Source organism: Flavobacterium agri (assembly GCF_013401995.1).
Lineage (GTDB): Bacteria > Bacteroidota > Bacteroidia > Flavobacteriales > Flavobacteriaceae > Flavobacterium > Flavobacterium agri.
This window is the reverse complement of the sequence record NZ_JACBJI010000004.1, coordinates 383,791-401,401: the sequence shown is the minus strand read 5'-3', so window position 1 is coordinate 401,401 and position 17,611 is coordinate 383,791. Positions and strand designations below refer to the sequence as shown.

Genomic DNA, 17,611 nt, shown 5'->3' with positions numbered 1-17,611 from the left:
TTAATAATCGGCTTCGGAAATTTTCCCTTCGGCTATGGCTTTGGCCGATGAAGTTCCGATGCGTTTCACTCCAAGTTTTATCATGTCCTGAGCTTCGGCAAAAGTGCGAACTCCACCCGCGGCTTTCACAGGCAACGGACAAGCGTTCTCAAGCATGATGACAATTGTTTCTACGGTGGCGCCGTTTGGCAATCCGTTTGCGGTTTTGTAAAATCCGGTCGACGATTTCACGAAGACGTTCGCGTATTGGTCTTCCTTAAAATTCGAAACCACCACATTTTTGATCAAAGCCGAAAGTCTCGCAATCTGTAAATCGTCGAGAGCCGCGACTTCTATGATCCATTTTACGGTTTTGTGATGCGAAAGCCCGAGCGACGTTCCTTTTAGGACTTCTTCCTTTACGGATGTGACATCGCCGTTTTTGAACGCTGCGTAATTGACCACGAAATCGAGGTCGTCGGCTCCGTCGGCAATTGCCTTTTCGGCTTCAGCAAGCTTCTTATCGGTCGATGACAAGCCTAGCGGAAAATCGATTACGGTACCAACCAAAACTTTCGATGCGGTTTTGTCGATCATCTCACGACCCAAAGCGACATGCTCGGGACGGATCATGACGAGCTTGAAACCGAAATCTATGGCTTCCTGTATCGTCCGCTTCACGACTTCGGTGTTCTTTTGTTCGGAAATGCCCGCTTGTTCCGCGGTTTTCAGATAAGTCGAATCGAGATATTGCCTGACATCCATGCGATAAAAGTAAAAAAATCCCGCTTGGCGGCGGGAGTTAATCCGAATTACTGTGTTTGTTGATCCATTTTCGATAGACGAAAAGGCAAACGGCAGCCAAAAGCGCACCCGTCAAATTCGCCGCGACGTCTTTTATATCGGCCTGTCGCGTCTTGGTGAACAGACTTTGCGCCAGTTCGATCGCGATTCCGAATACAAGCGAAAACGCGACTATCTTAAACAATATTTGCGCATTGCCGACCGATCGGTCTTCAGTGCGCAAATACAAATACCACAATAAAGTAAAGATGAAATGGAAAGTGGCATGGACATATTTGTCTATGTCACTAACGCTTACGGTTGGCAAATCGGTAAAGCTTACCAGGCAAAGGACCGCAATTGAAAGCGTCCAGCCCGAAGCCGCAATAAGCCATAACTTTTTAAGCACCCACAAGGTTTTTATAGTCGTCGGCCGAAAGCAAAGAATCGAAATCGGCTACATCGGCAACTTTCACTTTGATCATCCAACCTTTTCCGTAAGGATCGGCGTTGACCGCCTCTGGGTTCGTTTCCAATTCTTCGTTGAATTCGACGATTTCGCCAGCCAATGGCAAGAAAAGATCTGAAACGGTCTTAACGGCTTCCACTGTACCGAAAACTTCGTCTTTGTCTAAGGTTTGGTCGAGCGTATCTACTTCAACGTATACGATATCTCCCAATTCTTTTTGGGCGAAATCGGTGATGCCAACGGTTGCGATATCACCTTCAAGGCGAATCCACTCGTGCTCTTTGGTGTATTTCAAATCGGCTGGAATGTTCATGATGTGTCGTATTTTTTGGTTTGTACCGCAAATGTAAAATTTTAGATGCGGGATTTAAAATCTTTCGCGCCCTTAATTACCGAAATTATATCGCAACGTGAATCCGCCGCGGATGTTCGTCATCGGATACGAAGTCGAAATCACCGCTTTCGAGAATTGGTGGTCGTAATAGAAAATCAATGTGAGGTTTTTGCTGAACGCGTAATCGGCCGTCAATTTCGCCGACCAGATGTTTTGTCCGCCTCCAAGTTGGTTGTTGTCGTAATCGAGGTTGCGCACGATCGTCTTGTTGTTTCGGTACGACGCATCGATCTTGAGGTTGATGTCGCTCTTGATGATGCCTTGCGGATTGTCGGCCAGACGCGTCGAGAAGATCACGTCCTTGAAACGGTATCCGATTCCGACCACATATTCCTGACCGATGACTTCGGTAAGCAAGTTGTTGTCGAAGCTCATGGACAGCGCGCGGTCTTTCTTCATCTCAGCGAGGAACTTGAACGCGTTCTTCATCTCGAAATCGACGCGCATAAGCGGATTGAACTGCTCGACCAGGTTCACGTTCGAGATGATCGTCTTGTTCTGGAAGTTGCCCGAAAGATCGGTCGGGTTGTTCACCGGATCGTACTCGAAATTCGAACGGAACGAGTTGATCGTATACGAAGCGCGGTAATTCGACTGCAACGAGAAACGCTTGAACTTGTCCCTGAAGAATTTATAGCGCATCAAACCGTTATATTTGATTGTCCAGTTCGGGATCGGGATGTCTCGGAACGAACTCAACGAAATGTCTTTCGCCGCTTCACCATATCCGCTGTTACCGATTCCGAAACCTGTATAGGCAGCAAGGAAAGCCGGCAGCAATACCGCTTGGCTGTTCTTTCCGAATCCTACAGGGAAACCATCGGTCGGGTTGGTCGGGAACGATGTCGTGCCGTAAAACGACGTTGCCAAACGGTTCGCGATAATGATTCGGTTTTCGCGGAAATCCTGGAAAGCCGAAGAGAAATTCTCGTCGCTTTTCTTGAACGACGTCTTAAGCATCACCGTAGAAATCGAGAAATTTCCGTAGTTGTAAGGAGAACGCGAGTTGTATTGCAATGTCCCGCCTTCGTCGCTTACGTCGTATTGTTCCGAATAATTCTCGGCATACGTGCGGTTCGCGGTCAGGTCGATCTTCAAATCGGGGAACAAATCGACGTTAGCCGTAAAGTCGAGCGTCTTGTTCACGACTTCGGTGTAGTTCTGGTTGAACTCCGGATATTGCGTCAACCAACCTTGTTTAGCCGCTTCATAACGCACATCGTCCTGGGAACCGAATACAAAACCAAGCGTCGGTTTCGAAGTTCCGAAGAATCCGAGTCCTGGCAAGTAACCCGGCAATACAGTTCCGCGGTTGTCGGTATAGTTGACCTGGATGTTCTTGACACTCGTGAGTACTCCGATCAATCCGTCGAGGAACACGCCTCGTCCGGCTTGCGCAGGTTGTGCAGTATTCGTGATTTTCTCTCCAGGTTTAGGCGGACCGGCAGGTTTTGCAGGCGCTTTCGGGGTCTTTTTACCCAATCCGATGTACTTGTAGAACAAATCCATGTTCAAAGACGTGTTCAATTTGTGCGAAGCCGCGTTCTGGATCGTGTTTCCTAGGCTGTAGCCATCCACTTCGGACAACGCCAAAGAAGCACGCTGCCAGCTGTAATCGCCCGTATACGAATACGTCGACTTGATGAAACTCAACGCCGGGATCTTGTTGATCGGCAAATCGTAATTCACGACCAATTGTTGCGAATGTTGGTTCGGAATACCCACGTCGAAGAAATCGTCCCAAACGGTAATCGTGTTGTCGGGCACGCCTTCATCGTTCATATAGTTGCGCACGATATGGCTCGAAGTCACATTGTAATTGATCTTGAGCGCCTTCGTAAGCGGGAAGTTGAACCCGTATTGGTAATTGAACAGGTAATTGCGTTGGTAAAGCGCATCGATCGGGATGCCTTCCACATCTACCTGACGGAATTGCTGCTTGTTGTACTGGCGGATGATGTTCGTATTGAACGTGATGTTCGATGGTACGTAATTGAAATTGAAGTCGCTGAGTAACTTCCAATAATCCGATTTCTTGAAATACTTGACTTTTTTGAACGGTTCTATCGGCTTGCTTTGGAAACTGTACGCATAATCGGCCGTGGTGCTGACCTGTTGGTCGATATAGCTTTCGATTTCGTAATTGTGGCGATTGACCTCGTTGTACGAATACGACAACGTAAGGTTTTCAGGATCCCAAATGCGCGCTTTTTTCTCTGGCGCTCTTTCTTTACGCACGCCGATAAAGTTGATGCTCGTGCGTTTGGTATAATCGATCGCACGGTTCTCGATGTTCTCGCGTTCGTTCGCGTCGGGCGTATTGTCGAGCAATTGGTCGAGTTTGATATCCTGATAGAACGGATCGTATTGAGGCGTGATGATTTCCTCTCCCACAGCATAGTTGAACGGAAGGTTCACGCCCCATTTCTTCGGAAGCAATTTCCCTACGTTCACGTTCGTCACGACATTATATTGCGTCTGGTCTTCACGGCTGCGTTCGTTCGGGCCTTGCTCGAGCGATCCGAAACCGATCGTGCTCATGCGTCCGACTGCAGAAATCGTCGCGAAATCGGCTATGTTCGAGTCTACGTTAAGCACTCCAGCCCAACCGCCTTGGTTGTCCATATCGGCCAAACGCAATTCGTTGAACCAAACCTCTCCTCTGATTACCCTGTTAGACGCAGTCGCTCCCGTTGTCGGAATCAGCGGCGCCCTTGTGTTGTTCTTGATACCGATCATAAGCGTACGCACCAAACCAAAGTTCGGATTACCCTTGATACCGATGCGTAATTCGTTTTCACGTCCGGCCAAGGCTGCGTTGAGTTCACCTTCGTTTATAAAGCGCACCCCGTTTTCATCTGGTGCAGGCGCCGTATTATTAAGCGCCATGATCTTGAGTTTGGTAAGCAAATCGAGCGAAAGGTCCATTTCGTTGGCTTCTGGCCACACGATGTCTTCGGCTATCGGCGTACACGTTCCCGCTCCCGGTGTATACGTATAAGGCGTGACTTTTAGCGGGATCTGCACCTCGTAATAATTCTGCGTAAAGTCGTTACCGAATCGGATGAATGCGATCATCTCGTTGTCCTTGAGTTTTTCCGCTTCGCTGTCGGAAGCCAAAGACTCGGCGTGAAGGAACATTTTGAGTTTCTTGAATTGTCGCATGTCGACGCTCACATTCTTGAAAACCGCACGTGCGTCTCCGGTAGACTCATTGATTCCTGGCTCTAGTCCGCCTGCTCCGTCTATATTCAAAGCCAAAGACTGTTCGTTTTGGTTGATGACGGTTTGATTCTGGAACATTTGCTCGCGACTTACTCCCGGAGGTGAAACGTAGTTCACCGGACAACGCGTGGTATTTTCCTGGATGTTGAGCGCCTGCACGTCGAAATTCGTATCGTCGTCGGTCACGGTAGGATCGGAGGCTTCGAGCGAACTCGTGTATCTTCTCCATTCGCCTCTTACCAAATCGAGGGCTCCGAAACGAAGCGTCACCGGATCCTTGAAATCGGTAAGGAACAAACGCATGAACTGGATCGTCTTGAAATCGGCAAGGTCACCGATATTGTTCTCGAACTGGTCGACCGGAATCTTGAACAACAACCAACGTGCCTCGGTACTGTTCGCGCCCGACGGCAATTGAGAAGCCGGAGTGGTACGGATATCGACCAAATATGGGTTGGCGGCGCCAATTTGCATGTTGTTCGTCAACGGGATGCGGTACTCGTAATACGCATTGATCGTATTCATCGTGTTGTCGCGGTTGATGTCGTCGATATCGGGCAAAGTCGTCGATCCGCGGTTTGTGTCCGAAACATCTACAGGCGAGTTGCCTTGCGTACCGTTGTAGTCGCGATAACGTTCGAGCACGTTTCCTTGCGCATTGAGGTAATAGCGGTAATTATCGCCCGACGGATCGGCAAGACCTGCAAAAGCCGGGAACTTCGTCGCTTCTTCGGCATCGCTCAAACCGTCGAGACCGATATCTTGTGCCGCACGATTGCTTCCGTCGGCGTCATACGCATAGATCAACGATTGCGAACCCGGAACATTACCCCAAATCGTAGGTACCAAAACCTGTCCTGGTCCGAGACCGTTCTCGAATTGTTTGCGCCCGTCCTTGAGGATATCTTCCGAAATCGAACCCAGGTTGATGTAAAGCGATCCGTTATTGTCACTTGGAGTCGCCGCAGTCGGGTTACCTGGATCATAGTAAGGATCGAGCATCCAGAACTGGATGTATTCGACGTTACCTTGTTCGAAATTCGTAGAGTTCAAGGCACGCATGATACCTCCGAAATTCTCGCGAGGATCGGGCAACGTGCCATCTGCGGCCGCAGCCGGATTGAAGTTGTAAGGACCGCGTTCTTGCGGATAATAGGTCAAGTCGAGCGTATTGACGACTGTACTTTGTCCGACGGCGATGTCTACGTTCGGATACAATTCCTCGCTGTAGATACGACGCGTCGAATTGTAGCTGATGTCTTGTACCGATACGCCTCCCGGACGTTGTGCATAAAATATGGGATCTATCGAATACCACGACATTTTCGCCCTTCTGTAGCCGTAATCCAAATTGAGTGAAGAACCGTTGAAATCGTATTGGCTATCGGCATTTCTTTCCGGAGTTGACGAAAGGAACCACGAAAGCGCACCTCTTAAGTCGATTGTCGTTTGCGAGCCCTCGAAATCGTCGACGTAAATGGTCGATTCTCCTTCGAAGCGGTCGGCTTTAGGCGTATCGGGTTTCAGGAACGCTACTTCACCGCGAACCGAGATGTTAGACGGTACGTCCGTATCGATATTCGGCAATTTGTTCACCCAGCGCGTCAGGAACGGAAGTTCGGACGAATACTGTCCGCCGACTCCGAAAATCGTATTGTTTACCGATTCCTGCCCGTAATTCGACTTTTGGGTGAACGGTCTTTCAGTCAAGCGGAGCATGGTCGCGTTGAGCACGACTTTATCAGAGAATTTGTGCTCGACGTTGACACCCCAAAAACGACGCGTCTGTTGTCCGAATACCGAATTGTTTTCTACCGAAACCTCAATCGGCGTATTCTGGAGCGAAGGATCGAGTATCTGCACGCGTCCCAATTGGTAATTCACCGAATAATCGACGCCTTCCACAAGCACGCGCCCGCCGGCGGTTACCACGACCGAACCTTGTGGTACGTTATACGCACCGATAGGTATTCCGTCGCCACCCGTAGACTTGAAACGTCCTTTGAGCTGGAATTTGTTCTTTTCGGATTCCTGCAAAGCCTGAGCCTGCGTGTCCTTGTACATCCGTTTGAAAACGTATTTTCGCTGGTTGTCGTTGTAATCTGTAAGTGAAGCCTGGCTACCGTCGTAATTTTGGGTCGGAGCCGTCCTTAATTTCTCGAAAAGCAATTCCCCGAAAGGCTCGACAGTACTGAAGATGATACGTCCGTATTGCTGATCTACGGTAAGCCCCGGATAATAATCGAAGAAACCGTCTCCCCCGACCTGCGGATCGTTGTTGTAGTTCAATCGGTCGAGGTTGAAAACCTTCAAAAGCGGGGTTTCGGCTACAGGCGGATCGGCTGGGAATGGCGTTCCCGGAACCGGAGTGATGTAATTCAGCGGAGACGGGTCGGTATACAAGATGTTGAACCTGAAATCTTCCTGCTCGAGCTGGAAAGCACCCGGAATCTGGTAGATGTTCTTCATCATCAAATCCCAAACCGGAAGGTTTACATTCGTCAAGCTACTGCGAAGCATCTTCACGATAAGGCTTTGTGTGGAAACCGATGACGTCTCTCCCGTGTTCGGATCGGTAGTCGCACTCGTGGCCTCTACTCCATCAGTTCCGAATTCCCCGACCTGGAACACTTCGCCCCCGATCGTATACTGGAAAGCCACACCCAACACCTCGTCGTTCGTCAATTTCTGCTGAAGCGAGATGTAACCGAGTTGCGGATGGTACGTAAATTCCGTCGAAGTCAATTTTCGCGCGTTCTCCAACTTCGAATAATCGCGCCCTTCGCTAACAGGAGTCGCGTTATTGAACCCTGTAGAAGCCGTTACGATTTCACGGATGTTGGCGTTTAGCAAACCGCCTGCGCCTATGAGTTCAGGATCGTAATCGTTGTTTCGGTTATCGGGCGGAAGATCGGTATCGGTAATCGCGCCACCATTAGGAGGCGTGAATTGGTTGAAGAACCCGACAGGTGGGTTTTGGATCGCCACCACATCGGCATCGGCTTCCCCGGATAATCTCGATTCACCCAAATCCTGCAACGCGATGATGTTCCGCATGTTGTTGTTGGTTGTGTTGACGCGGTTCTGCCTGTTCGTGACCCAAACCTCGATACGCGTGATCTGGACGCGCGAATCGATAAGCGGATAGGCTTTCATCGCATCGTCATATCGGTCGCGGAAATATTGCGAAAGGAAATAGTGACGGTCGTTGTCGTAATCGAGCGCGAACAATTCGAAATCCTGAATCGTTCCGCCGCCTTGTGCCGATACGGTTTTGGTCTGTGATTTCTGTTCCGAGAAAACACCCGTAAACGTCGTCTTGCCAAATTGCAACTGTGTTTTCACACCGAAAAGGCTTTGCGCGCCACGGATCAACGTGCTGTTGAGCGGCATGCTCACGTTACCGACCTCGATCTTTTGGATGATGTCGTCCTCGGTCGGCGTATACTCAAGCTTGATCAGGTTTTGGAACGCGAACGTCGATTCTGTATCGTAATTCGCGGTCACGTTCAGGCGCGTCCCGACTTTCCCCATCAAGCTCATGCTGATGCGTTGGTCGAAATCGAATGTCGTGCTGCTGCGGTTCCTTGGCGATAAAGACGGGTTGTCGGTTTTGGTGTAGCGCACGCCGAGATCCATTTCTACGGATCCTGTGGGTTTCACGTCTATGGTATTGCTTCCGAAAATCGTCTCGAAAAAGCCCGAATTCACGTAATAACGCGGCAAAAGGTCTTTCTTGGCCTCTTCGTTCTTGCCGTCGATCGCATCCGACTTTTCCTTGAAATAGGCACGCATGCGCTCGCGTTGTACCAATTCCTGGTATTCTTCCGGCGTTAAAATGATCGGATAATTGATATTGAAATCATCGACCTTGCTCGTGTACACGTAGCGATTGGTCACCGGATCGTAAGTATAGGCATCCACGATGCTCGGCGGGTTCGGGAGTTGCATGTTCCCTTGGTTGTACCCGATGGTATCCTGTGGCGTATCGTCTTCTTCGTCTACCTGTGCCTGAACGGAAAAACCCGCCAGCATAAAGCAGAAAAACAGGATTTTTGGGAAATGTATCTTGGTTCGGTTGTAATCTGTTTTCAAACTCCTATAAGTTTTTAAGCGCTGATTTGATGATGGCCTCTACCGTGGCTCCCGGATTTTCCTTAACGACTTTATCGACGGCTTTTTCAGATAATTTTTTGTTAAAGCCCAGCACCTCCAAAGCAGATAACGCCTCTTCCCGATTTGTATTGTTTGCCGAAACTGAAACTTCATCCAAATCGTACACTTTTAACACTTTGTCCTTGAGGTCAAGTATCGCGCGCTGTGCGGTTTTGCCTCCGATTCCTTTGATGGATTGTATGGTTCCCACATCGCCCGAAGCCAACGCCTGGATGATTTGTTTAGGATCCAAAGACGACAACATCATGCGCGCTATTCCCGCGCCAATGCCCGAAACAGACAACAAAAGCTTGAAAATCTCACGTTCCGATTTCTCTACGAAACCAAACAATGTATGGGCATCTTCCTTGATTTGAAGATACGTGTAAAGTCTTACATTTTCGGATGCCGGAAGCAGCGAATACGTGTGAAGTGAAATATGGATTTGGTACCCGACACCATTGCAGTCGATGACTACTTCGGTAGGTGTTTTTTCGACCAATCTGCCCTGAATATGCGCAATCATCAATTGTTAAGTAATTGCCAAATATATGAAAAAACTTTAAACGCCTTTAACCGCGCGTTTTGGCTATTTTTTCACTATCAGGTTCTTGAGCCTTTTCTGTTTTTCCTGAGCGTCGACCACGGCAACGGCGGCCATGTTGACCATTTCCTCAACGCTTGCGCCGAGCTGGAAAATATGTACCGGTTTGTCGAGTCCGAGCATGATCGGCCCTACGGAATCGGCCTTGTCGAGTTCCTTGAGCAACTTATAGGTGATGTTGGCCGAAGCCAGGTCTGGGAAAATCAGCGTATTGACCTTTTTGTCGGCCAGTTTCGAGAACGGGAATTTCTTTTTGAGCATTTCCTGGTTCAACGCGAAATCGGCTTGGAGTTCGCCGTCGACGATGAGTTCCGGATAATATTTGTGCAGATAATCCACGGCCTCGCGCACCTTTTTCGCGGCAGGATCCGATGAAGACCCAAAGTTCGAGAACGAAATCATCGCAATGACCGGTTCCATCCCGAAAAGACGTACCGTTTTGGCCGTCATCAACGCGATTTTCGCCAAATCATCGGCCGTCGGTTCAGGATTGATCGCCGTATCCGATAAGAACATCGGTCCGCGATTGGTCATCATCATGTTCGTCGTGGCCACAAGCGAAATGCCCGGAGCGCGGTCAATCAATTGCAAAATCGGCTTGACCGTCGCCGGATAACTGCGCGAAAAGCCCGTGACAAGCGCATCGGCCTCTCCTTCGTTGACCATCATGGCCGCGAAATAATTGCGTTCGCGCATCCATTTTTGGGCGTCTAGAAGATTAATCCCTTTGCGTTGGCGTGCCTTCCAGAAAATTTCGGCATAACGCAGGCGGCGTTTGTCCTCTTCTTTTGTCTTCGGATCGAAAATCGGCACGTCGGCGTCAAAGCCTATTTCTTCTTTGAGTTCTAGAATGGTTTCCATGTTTCCGAGCAAAATCGGATGACCGATGCCTTCTTCATGCACGATTTGTGCAGCCTTGAGCACATCGAGTTGGTCCGCTTCGGCGAAAACCACGCGTTTCGGATCGGTTTTGGCACGATTGGTAAGCAAACGCACCATTTTGTTGTCCGAACCTAGTCTGTCGAGCAATTCCTCTTCGTATTTGTCCCAATCGTAAATCGGATGCAGCGCGACACCCGAATCCATCGCAGCTTTTGCAACAGCCGGCGCAACGTGTGTAATCAAGCGCGGATCGAACGGTTTTGGGATAATGTAATCGCGTCCGAAAAGCAATTTGGTCTCGCCGTAAGCGATGTTCACCTGCTCGGGAACCGATTCTTTGGCAAGTGCCGCCAACGCTTTCACGGCGGCCATTTTCATTTCCTCGTTGATTTTGGTCGCCCTGACGTCGAGCGCCCCACGGAAAATATATGGGAAGCCGAGCACGTTGTTCACCTGGTTAGGATGATCGGAACGGCCCGTCGCCATGATGATGTCTTTTCTCGTTTTGATCGCCAGATCGTAGTCGATTTCGGGAATCGGATTGGCCATCGCGAAAACGATCGGATTTTTAGCCATTCCCATTAACATTTCGGGCGAAAGGATATTTCCGGCGGAAAGTCCGAGGAAAACGTCGGCACCTTTCAAAGCCTCGCCCAAACTGATGTTCTTTATGTTTTTCGCGTAGATTTTCTGAAGATCGGACAAATCGGTTCGATCGGTGGTCAAAACACCGTTCACATCGAACATGATGATGTTCTCGACTTTCACGCCAAGCAGCAAATACAGGTTCGCGCAGGCCAAAGCCGCCGATCCCGCACCCGAAACCACGATTTTTATCTTATCGGCTTTCTTTTTGGCGAGCTCCAACGCATTGATCAACGCAGCCGACGAGATGATCGCCGTTCCGTGCTGGTCGTCGTGCATCACCGGAATGTCGAGTTCTGCCTTGAGCCTTCTTTCGATTTCGAACGACTCGGGCGCTTTGATGTCCTCGAGGTTGATGCCGCCAAAAGTCGGGGCGATGCGTTTCACGGTTTCTACGAATTCGTCTACGTTCTTTTCGTTGATTTCGATGTCGAAAACGTCGATGTCGGCGAAAATCTTGAACAGCAAACCTTTCCCTTCCATGACGGGTTTTGAAGCCTCTGGACCGATGTCGCCCAAGCCCAAAACCGCCGTTCCGTTTGTTATTACGGCAACAAGATTGCCTTTTGCCGTGTATTTGTAGACATTCCTGACATCTTTGGCGATTTCAAGACAAGGCTCGGCCACTCCGGGCGAATACGCAAGCGACAAATCGCGCTGCGTAGCGTATTTTTTGGTTGGAACTACTTTTATCTTTCCGGGTTGCGGTTTTGCGTGGTAGAGAAGCGCTTCCCTTCGTTTGCTGTACTTGTTCATAAGAAACCTTTAGGATGGCAAAGGTAGCGATAATGTAAAAGTAGAAGAAGTAAAAAATGCCAGAGGTTGAACCCCAAATCGCCTGCGTTGTTATTTTTCGGCCTTCATATCGGGATAAAACTCGTAAATCGTCGCTTCTTTGTCTTGGCAGGCCACAAAAAGCCGCGGCGGAATGCCCTTGAAAAAATCGACTTTGGTAATCTGTTGGCACGCATTTTTGCTTTGCTTGTAATCGAAGACGAGTCGGTTGTGGCAGATTTTGGTCGGAAGGTCGTTTGCCGAACCGATGAAATAGCCGCCAAGCAATTCGTTTTTCGAATTAAAAGCCAAAAGCTTCGACTGCACGCCGTGCTTTTCTGCGGTATCGTATGTGATCGTGACGAACTTGAAAACTTCTTTCTTGATGCTTTGGACATCGCCCAGATAATCTACCCAATAAACATCCTTGCTTCCTTTTTTGGACATTTTGATTTTGTGTCCGATGTGGTTTTTATCGAGCCATTGCTCATAATGACCTGTGTTTTTCTGTGGAAGTGTAAAACCGAAGAGCGCACAAACAGCCAAAACACATACAACCGCGTAAATTTTCTTGACGACCATCACTTATTTTCAATTCTTAAGATTTGCTTAAGATTTGCTTAAAAGTAAGGTTTTTTAGAACAGTATAAATTGCGATCGGGAAATTTAACGATATGCTAAAAGTTACGGTTTTACATCTTACGATTTCACGCACGACCGTTGCATTTTCCAAACTTGAAGTCATCGTCTACACCCAAAGGCTCACGAAATGCGTTTTTGCCATCTACTGTGGCATTTGTGAAAAGGCGGCAAATGGAAAAAAGAAAAAGTAGTGTTTTTCACGCAAGTGGTTTTCTCGAATTAAAAAAAACCTTCCTAAACACTCTGCCGAATCCTATGGTCAAACGTTGCATTTACTCAAGATTCTAAAAAATCAAGGTTGCGCTTCAAGCCCGAAAACTTGGTTCGCTTGACAGCAGAATCCTTGAAAACTTTGCGGAAGGTTTCCTCGGTGATTTCATGCCAGTCCTTTTTGGACATCGATAGTAATTCGGGATTCGGATTGAAAAGCGGCTCATTGTGCGGCTTCGAAAAACGGTTCCAAGGACAGACATCCTGGCAAACGTCGCATCCGAACATCCAATCGTCGAATTTGCCTTTCATTTCCTGCGGCAGATTGTCTTTGAGCTCAATCGTGAAATACGAAATACATTTGCTGCCATCGACCACGTAAGGCGCAACGATGGCTTGCGTGGGACAGGCATCGAGACAGGCGGTGCACGAACCGCAATGGTCGGTCGTCGCATGGTCGTAATCGAGTTCGAGATCGACAATGAGTTCGGCAATGAAAAAGAAAGAACCGACCTGTTTGCTGAGCAGATTTGAATTCTTGCCGATCCAGCCTAAACCGCTTTTGGCTGCCCAGGCTTTATCCAATACGGGAGCCGAATCTATGAACGCACGCCCTTCCACTTCGCCAATTTCCGATTGCATACAAACCAGAAGTTCGCGCAGCTTTTCCTTGATCACGAAATGATAATCCTGTCCATATGCATACTTCGAGATTTTGAACGATTCGGGATTTTGAACTTCAGAAGGAAAATAATTGAGCAACAACGAAATCACGCTTTTCGAACCTTCGACAAGTTTGGTCGGGTCAAGCCGTTTGTCGAAATGGTTCTGCATATACGACATTTCGCCTTGCATGTTTTGGTTGAGCCAGGCTTCGAGACGCGGTGCTTCCTGTTCCAAGAATCCGGCTTTAGAAATGCCGCACGACAGGAAACCGAGGCGTTTTGCTTCGGATTTGATGAAGGCCGTATATTTGGATTTTTGGATCATTTGAATTTATAAACCTCAAAGGTTTTGAAAACCTTTGAGGTTTGGATTCCGAGCGCAGTCGAGGAACCTCCTAAAACAATCCGCCCTGAATGTTCGTACGGATTTTGCCCAAGTGCTTGTATGCTTTTTCGGTCGCTTCACGTCCACGAGGCGTACGCACGAGAAAACCTTCTTTGATCAGGAAAGGTTCGTACACTTCCTCTACCGTTTCGGCACTTTCGGAAACTGCCGTGGCCAATGTCGAAAGACCCACCGGTCCGCCTTTGAACTTATCGATTATCGTCGTGAGGATTTTATTGTCCATCTCGTCAAGACCGTGAGCGTCTACATTGAGCGCCTTCAATGCGTATTGTGCAATTGCGATGTCGATTTTTCCGTTGCCTTTGATTTGTGCGAAATCGCGCACTCGTCTCAGCAATGCGTTAGCGATACGCGGCGTACCGCGGCTGCGGCCTGCTATTTCAATTGCGGCTTCCATTGAAATCGGCATTTTGAGGATAGCGGAACTGCGTTGGACGATCGTCGTAAGCAATTCGGTGTTGTAATATTCAAGTCGTGACGAAATGCCGAAACGCGCGCGCATCGGAGCGGTGAGCAATCCGGAACGCGTCGTCGCGCCAACAAGCGTAAACGGATTGAGGTTGATTTGTACGGTTCTCGCATTCGGACCCGATTCGATCATGATGTCGATCTTGAAATCTTCCATGGCCGAATACAGATATTCTTCGACAACCGGACTCAAACGGTGGATTTCATCAATAAAAAGCACGTCGCGTTCTTCGAGGTTCGTCAGCAATCCGGCAAGATCGCCAGGTTTGTCTAAAACAGGTCCGGAAGTAATCTTGATCCCGACACCAAGTTCATTGGCCAAAATATTCGCAAGCGTGGTTTTCCCCAAACCCGGAGGCCCGTGAAAAAGCGAATGATCCAAGGCTTCATTTCTTTGATTGGCCGCAGCCACGAAAACCTTGAGATTCTCGAGCACGTGATCCTGACCCGCAAAATCGTCGAAGCTCAAAGGCCTTAACTTCTTTTCGAGATCGAGTTCTTCGTTATTGTAACCGGAATTGGTCGGATCAAGGTGTTCGTTCATGGCGCAAAGATAGCGAAAATGAGGTCGGTGAAATTACATTTGATAGCCGTCCGAAAGCAGCGAATGCCATTCGTCGTGATTGTTCACATACCAAGAAACAAACCCGCAAAGAGGAACGAGTTTTTTACCATCCTTCTTGATTTCCTGTAATGTTTGCCTGATGAGCTCGCTCCCGATCCCGTGTCCATTCATCGACTTCGGAACTTCGGTGTGAGTCAAATACACTTTATCCGTTTCCGTGAGGTATTCGACAAATGCGATCGTTCCGTTATCGAGGTGGAACTCGTACTGTTTTTCCGACTCGTTTTTGATGAGTTCCATTATCCTATGTGATACCCGTCGGCCAAAATAGGTTCCCATTCCGGATGGCGCTTCAAATAAGCGGCAACGAACGGGCACAAAGGCGCGAGTTTATAATTATGGTCTTTGATGTAATTCAATGCACTTTCTACAATGCGTTTACCGACGCCTTTGCCTTCGAGCGCGACCGGAACTTCGGTATGCGTCAAAAACATGATGTCGCCTTTCGCGAGGATGGATTCGATGATGGCGGTATGCCCGTCCACATCAAGTTCAAAACGTTTTTTCTCGGGATTGAATCTAAAATCGTCATTCATGGTTGTCTGGTTTTTGATTATTGAGGTAATAGGAAAGCGCACCCGACGGACATTGGGATATCTGATCCATTATCTGCTGGCTCGGAGCTTCGTTCGGATGCATCCAAGGTTTTTCCTTAGGCCTGAAAACCGACGGCAACCCTTTCCAGCATTTGGTGGAATGGATACACATTTCGGGCTTCCAGACAATGGTAATCTCGTTATTCGAATATTCTTTGGTAATGCCCATGGCCAATGCTTCCTTTTGGCTAAAGATACGCATAAAAACAAAAAACCTCCCGGTGTCGGGAGGCTCTCTTTTATATTTTGAAATTAGTGATGCAATTGCTGCTCACCTTCTTTCATCGGGACGTTTTGAGGTACGAAATCCTCATCGTGTCCTGGTTTGTTGTAGTCGTATGGCCAACGGTGTACATGTGGAATTTCTCCCGGCCAGTTACCGTGCATGTGCTCAACCGGTGCAGTCCATTCGAGGGTAGTCGATTTCCATGGGTTCTGAGGCGCGCGTTTTCCGAAAAAGATGCTGCTGAAGAAGTTGTAAAGGAACACCAACTGGAAAGCTCCACCCACAAGTGCGAACAACGTGATCAAAACGTTTACGTTCTGCAAATCGTCGAACAATGGGAAGTTCGTGTTCGTATAATAACGACGCGGCAATCCGGCAAGACCGATGAAGTGCATCGGGAAGAAAACCCCGTAGGCACAAACCGTAGTCACCCAGAAGTGAACGTATCCAAGGTTTTTGTTGATCATGCGTCCGAACATCCTAGGATACCAGTGGTAAATACCGGCGAACATTCCGTAAAGTGCAGAGATACCCATTACCAAGTGGAAGTGAGCCACAACGAAATACGTATCGTGAACGTTGATATCGAGTGTCGAGTCTCCAAGGATGATACCTGTAAGACCACCTGTGATGAATGTCGAAACGAAGCCCATAGAGAACAACATCGCTGGGTTCATCTGCAAGTTACCTTTCCAAAGTGTCGTAATCCAGTTGAAGGCTTTTACCGCCGACGGAATCGCAATCAACAACGTCGTGAACGTAAACACCGATCCGAGGAACGGGTTCATACCCGACATAAACATGTGGTGACCCCAAACGATAGTCGAAAGGAATGCGATCGCCAAGATTGACATGATCATCGCGCGGTAACCGAAGATCGGTTTACGGGCGTTGGTCGCCATGATCTCGGAAACCAATCCCATCGCAGGAAGGATAACGATATATACTTCCGGGTGTCCGAGAAACCAGAACAAGTGCTCGAACAATACCGGTGAACCGCCTTGGTAGTGGAGGACTTCTCCGGCGATGTAAATGTCAGATAGGAAGAAAGACGTTCCGAAGCTTCTGTCCATCAAAAGCAACAACGCTGCAGATAAAAGGACCGGGAACGAGATGATACCGATGATAGCCGTAATGAAGAACGCCCAGATCGTAAGCGGAAGGCGTGTCATCGACATACCTTTCGTACGCAAGTTGACAACGGTTACGACGTAGTTCAAAGATCCCAAAAGTGAAGAAGCGATGAACACGGCCATAGACGTCAACCAAAGCGTCATACCGGCTCCTGAACCTCCGATAGCTTGCGGAAGCGCGCTCAAAGGCGGATAAATCGTCCATCCGGCAGATGCAGGACCAGCCTCTACGAACAAAGAGCTCACCATGATAACCGTAGAAGTAAAGAACAACCAGTACGAAACCATGTTAAGGAAACCAGATGCCATATCTCGTGCACCGATCTGCAACGGAATGAGCAAGTTACTGAACGTACCGCTCAAACCTGCCGTCAATACGAAGAATACCATGATGGTTCCGTGGATGGTAACCAAAGCGAGGTACATGTCGTTTTTCATGACACCGTCCGGAGCGTGGTTGTCGCCCAAGAAAAAGCTGAATACTTTGAACGATTCTTCCGGCCATGCCAACTGCATCCTGAAAAGCAATGACATTCCCACTCCGATAACGCCCATGATGATACCCGTGATAAGGTATTGCTTGGCAATCATCTTGTGATCGATGCTGAAGATGTATTTCGTGATAAAAGTATCCTTATGGTGGTGCTCGTGATCGTGAGCGTGATCATGATCGTGACTGTGGTCGTGTGCGTGAGCTACTGCTGACATATATGCTTACTTTTAATTTCTT

Annotated in this window: 13 protein-coding genes; all 13 read right to left on the bottom strand. The window is 48.5% G+C overall.

Going from position 1 to position 17,611, the window contains the following annotated elements:
* Positions 1-744, bottom strand: coding sequence for a deoxyribose-phosphate aldolase (gene deoC, locus HZF10_RS11890; protein WP_176006422.1), 744 nt, complete (start codon positions 742-744; stop codon positions 1-3).
* A 37-nt stretch (positions 745-781) separates the two neighbouring features.
* Complete coding sequence (locus HZF10_RS11885) at positions 782-1,171, bottom strand: VanZ family protein (RefSeq protein ID WP_176006421.1); 390 nt, start codon at positions 1,169-1,171, stop codon at positions 782-784.
* Entirely contained in the window at positions 1,164-1,544 is a 381-nt protein-coding gene (gene gcvH, locus HZF10_RS11880; protein ID WP_176006420.1) for a glycine cleavage system protein GcvH, read from the bottom strand. The genes HZF10_RS11885 and gcvH overlap by 8 nt, the downstream gene beginning before the upstream one ends.
* Before the next feature lie 72 nt (positions 1,545-1,616).
* Complete coding sequence (gene sov, locus HZF10_RS11875; protein ID WP_176006463.1) at positions 1,617-8,885, bottom strand: T9SS outer membrane translocon Sov/SprA; 7,269 nt, start codon at positions 8,883-8,885, stop codon at positions 1,617-1,619.
* A 64-nt stretch (positions 8,886-8,949) separates the two neighbouring features.
* Positions 8,950-9,531: a Holliday junction branch migration protein RuvA gene (gene ruvA / locus HZF10_RS11870; RefSeq protein ID WP_176006419.1), complete on the bottom strand. Its 582-nt coding sequence runs from the start codon at positions 9,529-9,531 to the stop codon at positions 8,950-8,952.
* Between the two features lie 63 nt (positions 9,532-9,594).
* A complete protein-coding gene (locus tag HZF10_RS11865; RefSeq protein WP_176006418.1) occupies positions 9,595-11,892 on the bottom strand; it encodes an NADP-dependent malic enzyme in 2,298 nt (765 codons plus the stop codon).
* A 90-nt stretch (positions 11,893-11,982) separates the two neighbouring features.
* A complete protein-coding gene (locus HZF10_RS11860) occupies positions 11,983-12,492 on the bottom strand; it encodes a hypothetical protein (RefSeq protein ID WP_176006417.1) in 510 nt (169 codons plus the stop codon).
* 336 nt (positions 12,493-12,828) lie between these two features.
* On the bottom strand, positions 12,829-13,752 hold the full coding sequence (gene queG / locus HZF10_RS11855) for a tRNA epoxyqueuosine(34) reductase QueG (RefSeq protein WP_176006416.1): 924 nt from the start codon (positions 13,750-13,752) through the stop codon (positions 12,829-12,831).
* Positions 13,753-13,822: 70 nt separating this feature from the next.
* On the bottom strand, positions 13,823-14,845 hold the full coding sequence (gene ruvB / locus HZF10_RS11850) for a Holliday junction branch migration DNA helicase RuvB (RefSeq protein WP_176006415.1): 1,023 nt from the start codon (positions 14,843-14,845) through the stop codon (positions 13,823-13,825).
* 33 nt (positions 14,846-14,878) lie between these two features.
* The gene (locus HZF10_RS11845; protein WP_176006414.1) at positions 14,879-15,166 is read right to left on the bottom strand and encodes a GNAT family N-acetyltransferase; all 288 of its coding nucleotides are present in this window, start codon (positions 15,164-15,166) and stop codon (positions 14,879-14,881) included.
* Positions 15,166-15,462 (bottom strand): GNAT family N-acetyltransferase, encoded by a 297-nt coding sequence (locus HZF10_RS11840; protein WP_176006413.1) that lies wholly within the window; start codon positions 15,460-15,462, stop codon positions 15,166-15,168. The genes HZF10_RS11845 and HZF10_RS11840 overlap by 1 nt, the downstream gene beginning before the upstream one ends.
* Positions 15,455-15,691, bottom strand: coding sequence for a (4Fe-4S)-binding protein (locus tag HZF10_RS11835; RefSeq protein ID WP_176006412.1), 237 nt, complete (start codon positions 15,689-15,691; stop codon positions 15,455-15,457). The genes HZF10_RS11840 and HZF10_RS11835 overlap by 8 nt, the downstream gene beginning before the upstream one ends.
* 83 nt (positions 15,692-15,774) lie before the next feature.
* Complete coding sequence (locus tag HZF10_RS11830; protein ID WP_176006411.1) at positions 15,775-17,589, bottom strand: cytochrome c oxidase subunit I; 1,815 nt, start codon at positions 17,587-17,589, stop codon at positions 15,775-15,777.
* Between the last annotated feature and the right edge of the window lie 22 nt (positions 17,590-17,611).

Excerpts from the sequence above, each read along its gene's own strand:
- deoC (WP_176006422.1), bottom strand. The coding sequence starts at position 744 with ATGGATGTCAGGCAATATCTCGATTCGACTTATCTGAAAACCGCGGAA.
- gcvH (WP_176006420.1), bottom strand. The coding sequence starts at position 1,544 with ATGAACATTCCAGCCGATTTGAAATACACCAAAGAGCACGAGTGGATT.
- sov (WP_176006463.1), bottom strand. The coding sequence starts at position 8,885 with ATGCTGGCGGGTTTTTCCGTTCAGGCACAGGTAGACGAAGAAGACGAT.
- ruvA (WP_176006419.1), bottom strand. The coding sequence starts at position 9,531 with ATGATTGCGCATATTCAGGGCAGATTGGTCGAAAAAACACCTACCGAA.
- HZF10_RS11865 (WP_176006418.1), bottom strand. The coding sequence starts at position 11,892 with ATGAACAAGTACAGCAAACGAAGGGAAGCGCTTCTCTACCACGCAAAA.
- HZF10_RS11860 (WP_176006417.1), bottom strand. The coding sequence starts at position 12,492 with ATGGTCGTCAAGAAAATTTACGCGGTTGTATGTGTTTTGGCTGTTTGT.
- queG (WP_176006416.1), bottom strand. The coding sequence starts at position 13,752 with ATGATCCAAAAATCCAAATATACGGCCTTCATCAAATCCGAAGCAAAA.
- ruvB (WP_176006415.1), bottom strand. The coding sequence starts at position 14,845 with ATGAACGAACACCTTGATCCGACCAATTCCGGTTACAATAACGAAGAA.
- HZF10_RS11845 (WP_176006414.1), bottom strand. The coding sequence starts at position 15,166 with ATGGAACTCATCAAAAACGAGTCGGAAAAACAGTACGAGTTCCACCTC.
- HZF10_RS11840 (WP_176006413.1), bottom strand. The coding sequence starts at position 15,462 with ATGAATGACGATTTTAGATTCAATCCCGAGAAAAAACGTTTTGAACTT.
- HZF10_RS11835 (WP_176006412.1), bottom strand. The coding sequence starts at position 15,691 with ATGGGCATTACCAAAGAATATTCGAATAACGAGATTACCATTGTCTGG.
- HZF10_RS11830 (WP_176006411.1), bottom strand. The coding sequence starts at position 17,589 with ATGTCAGCAGTAGCTCACGCACACGACCACAGTCACGATCATGATCAC.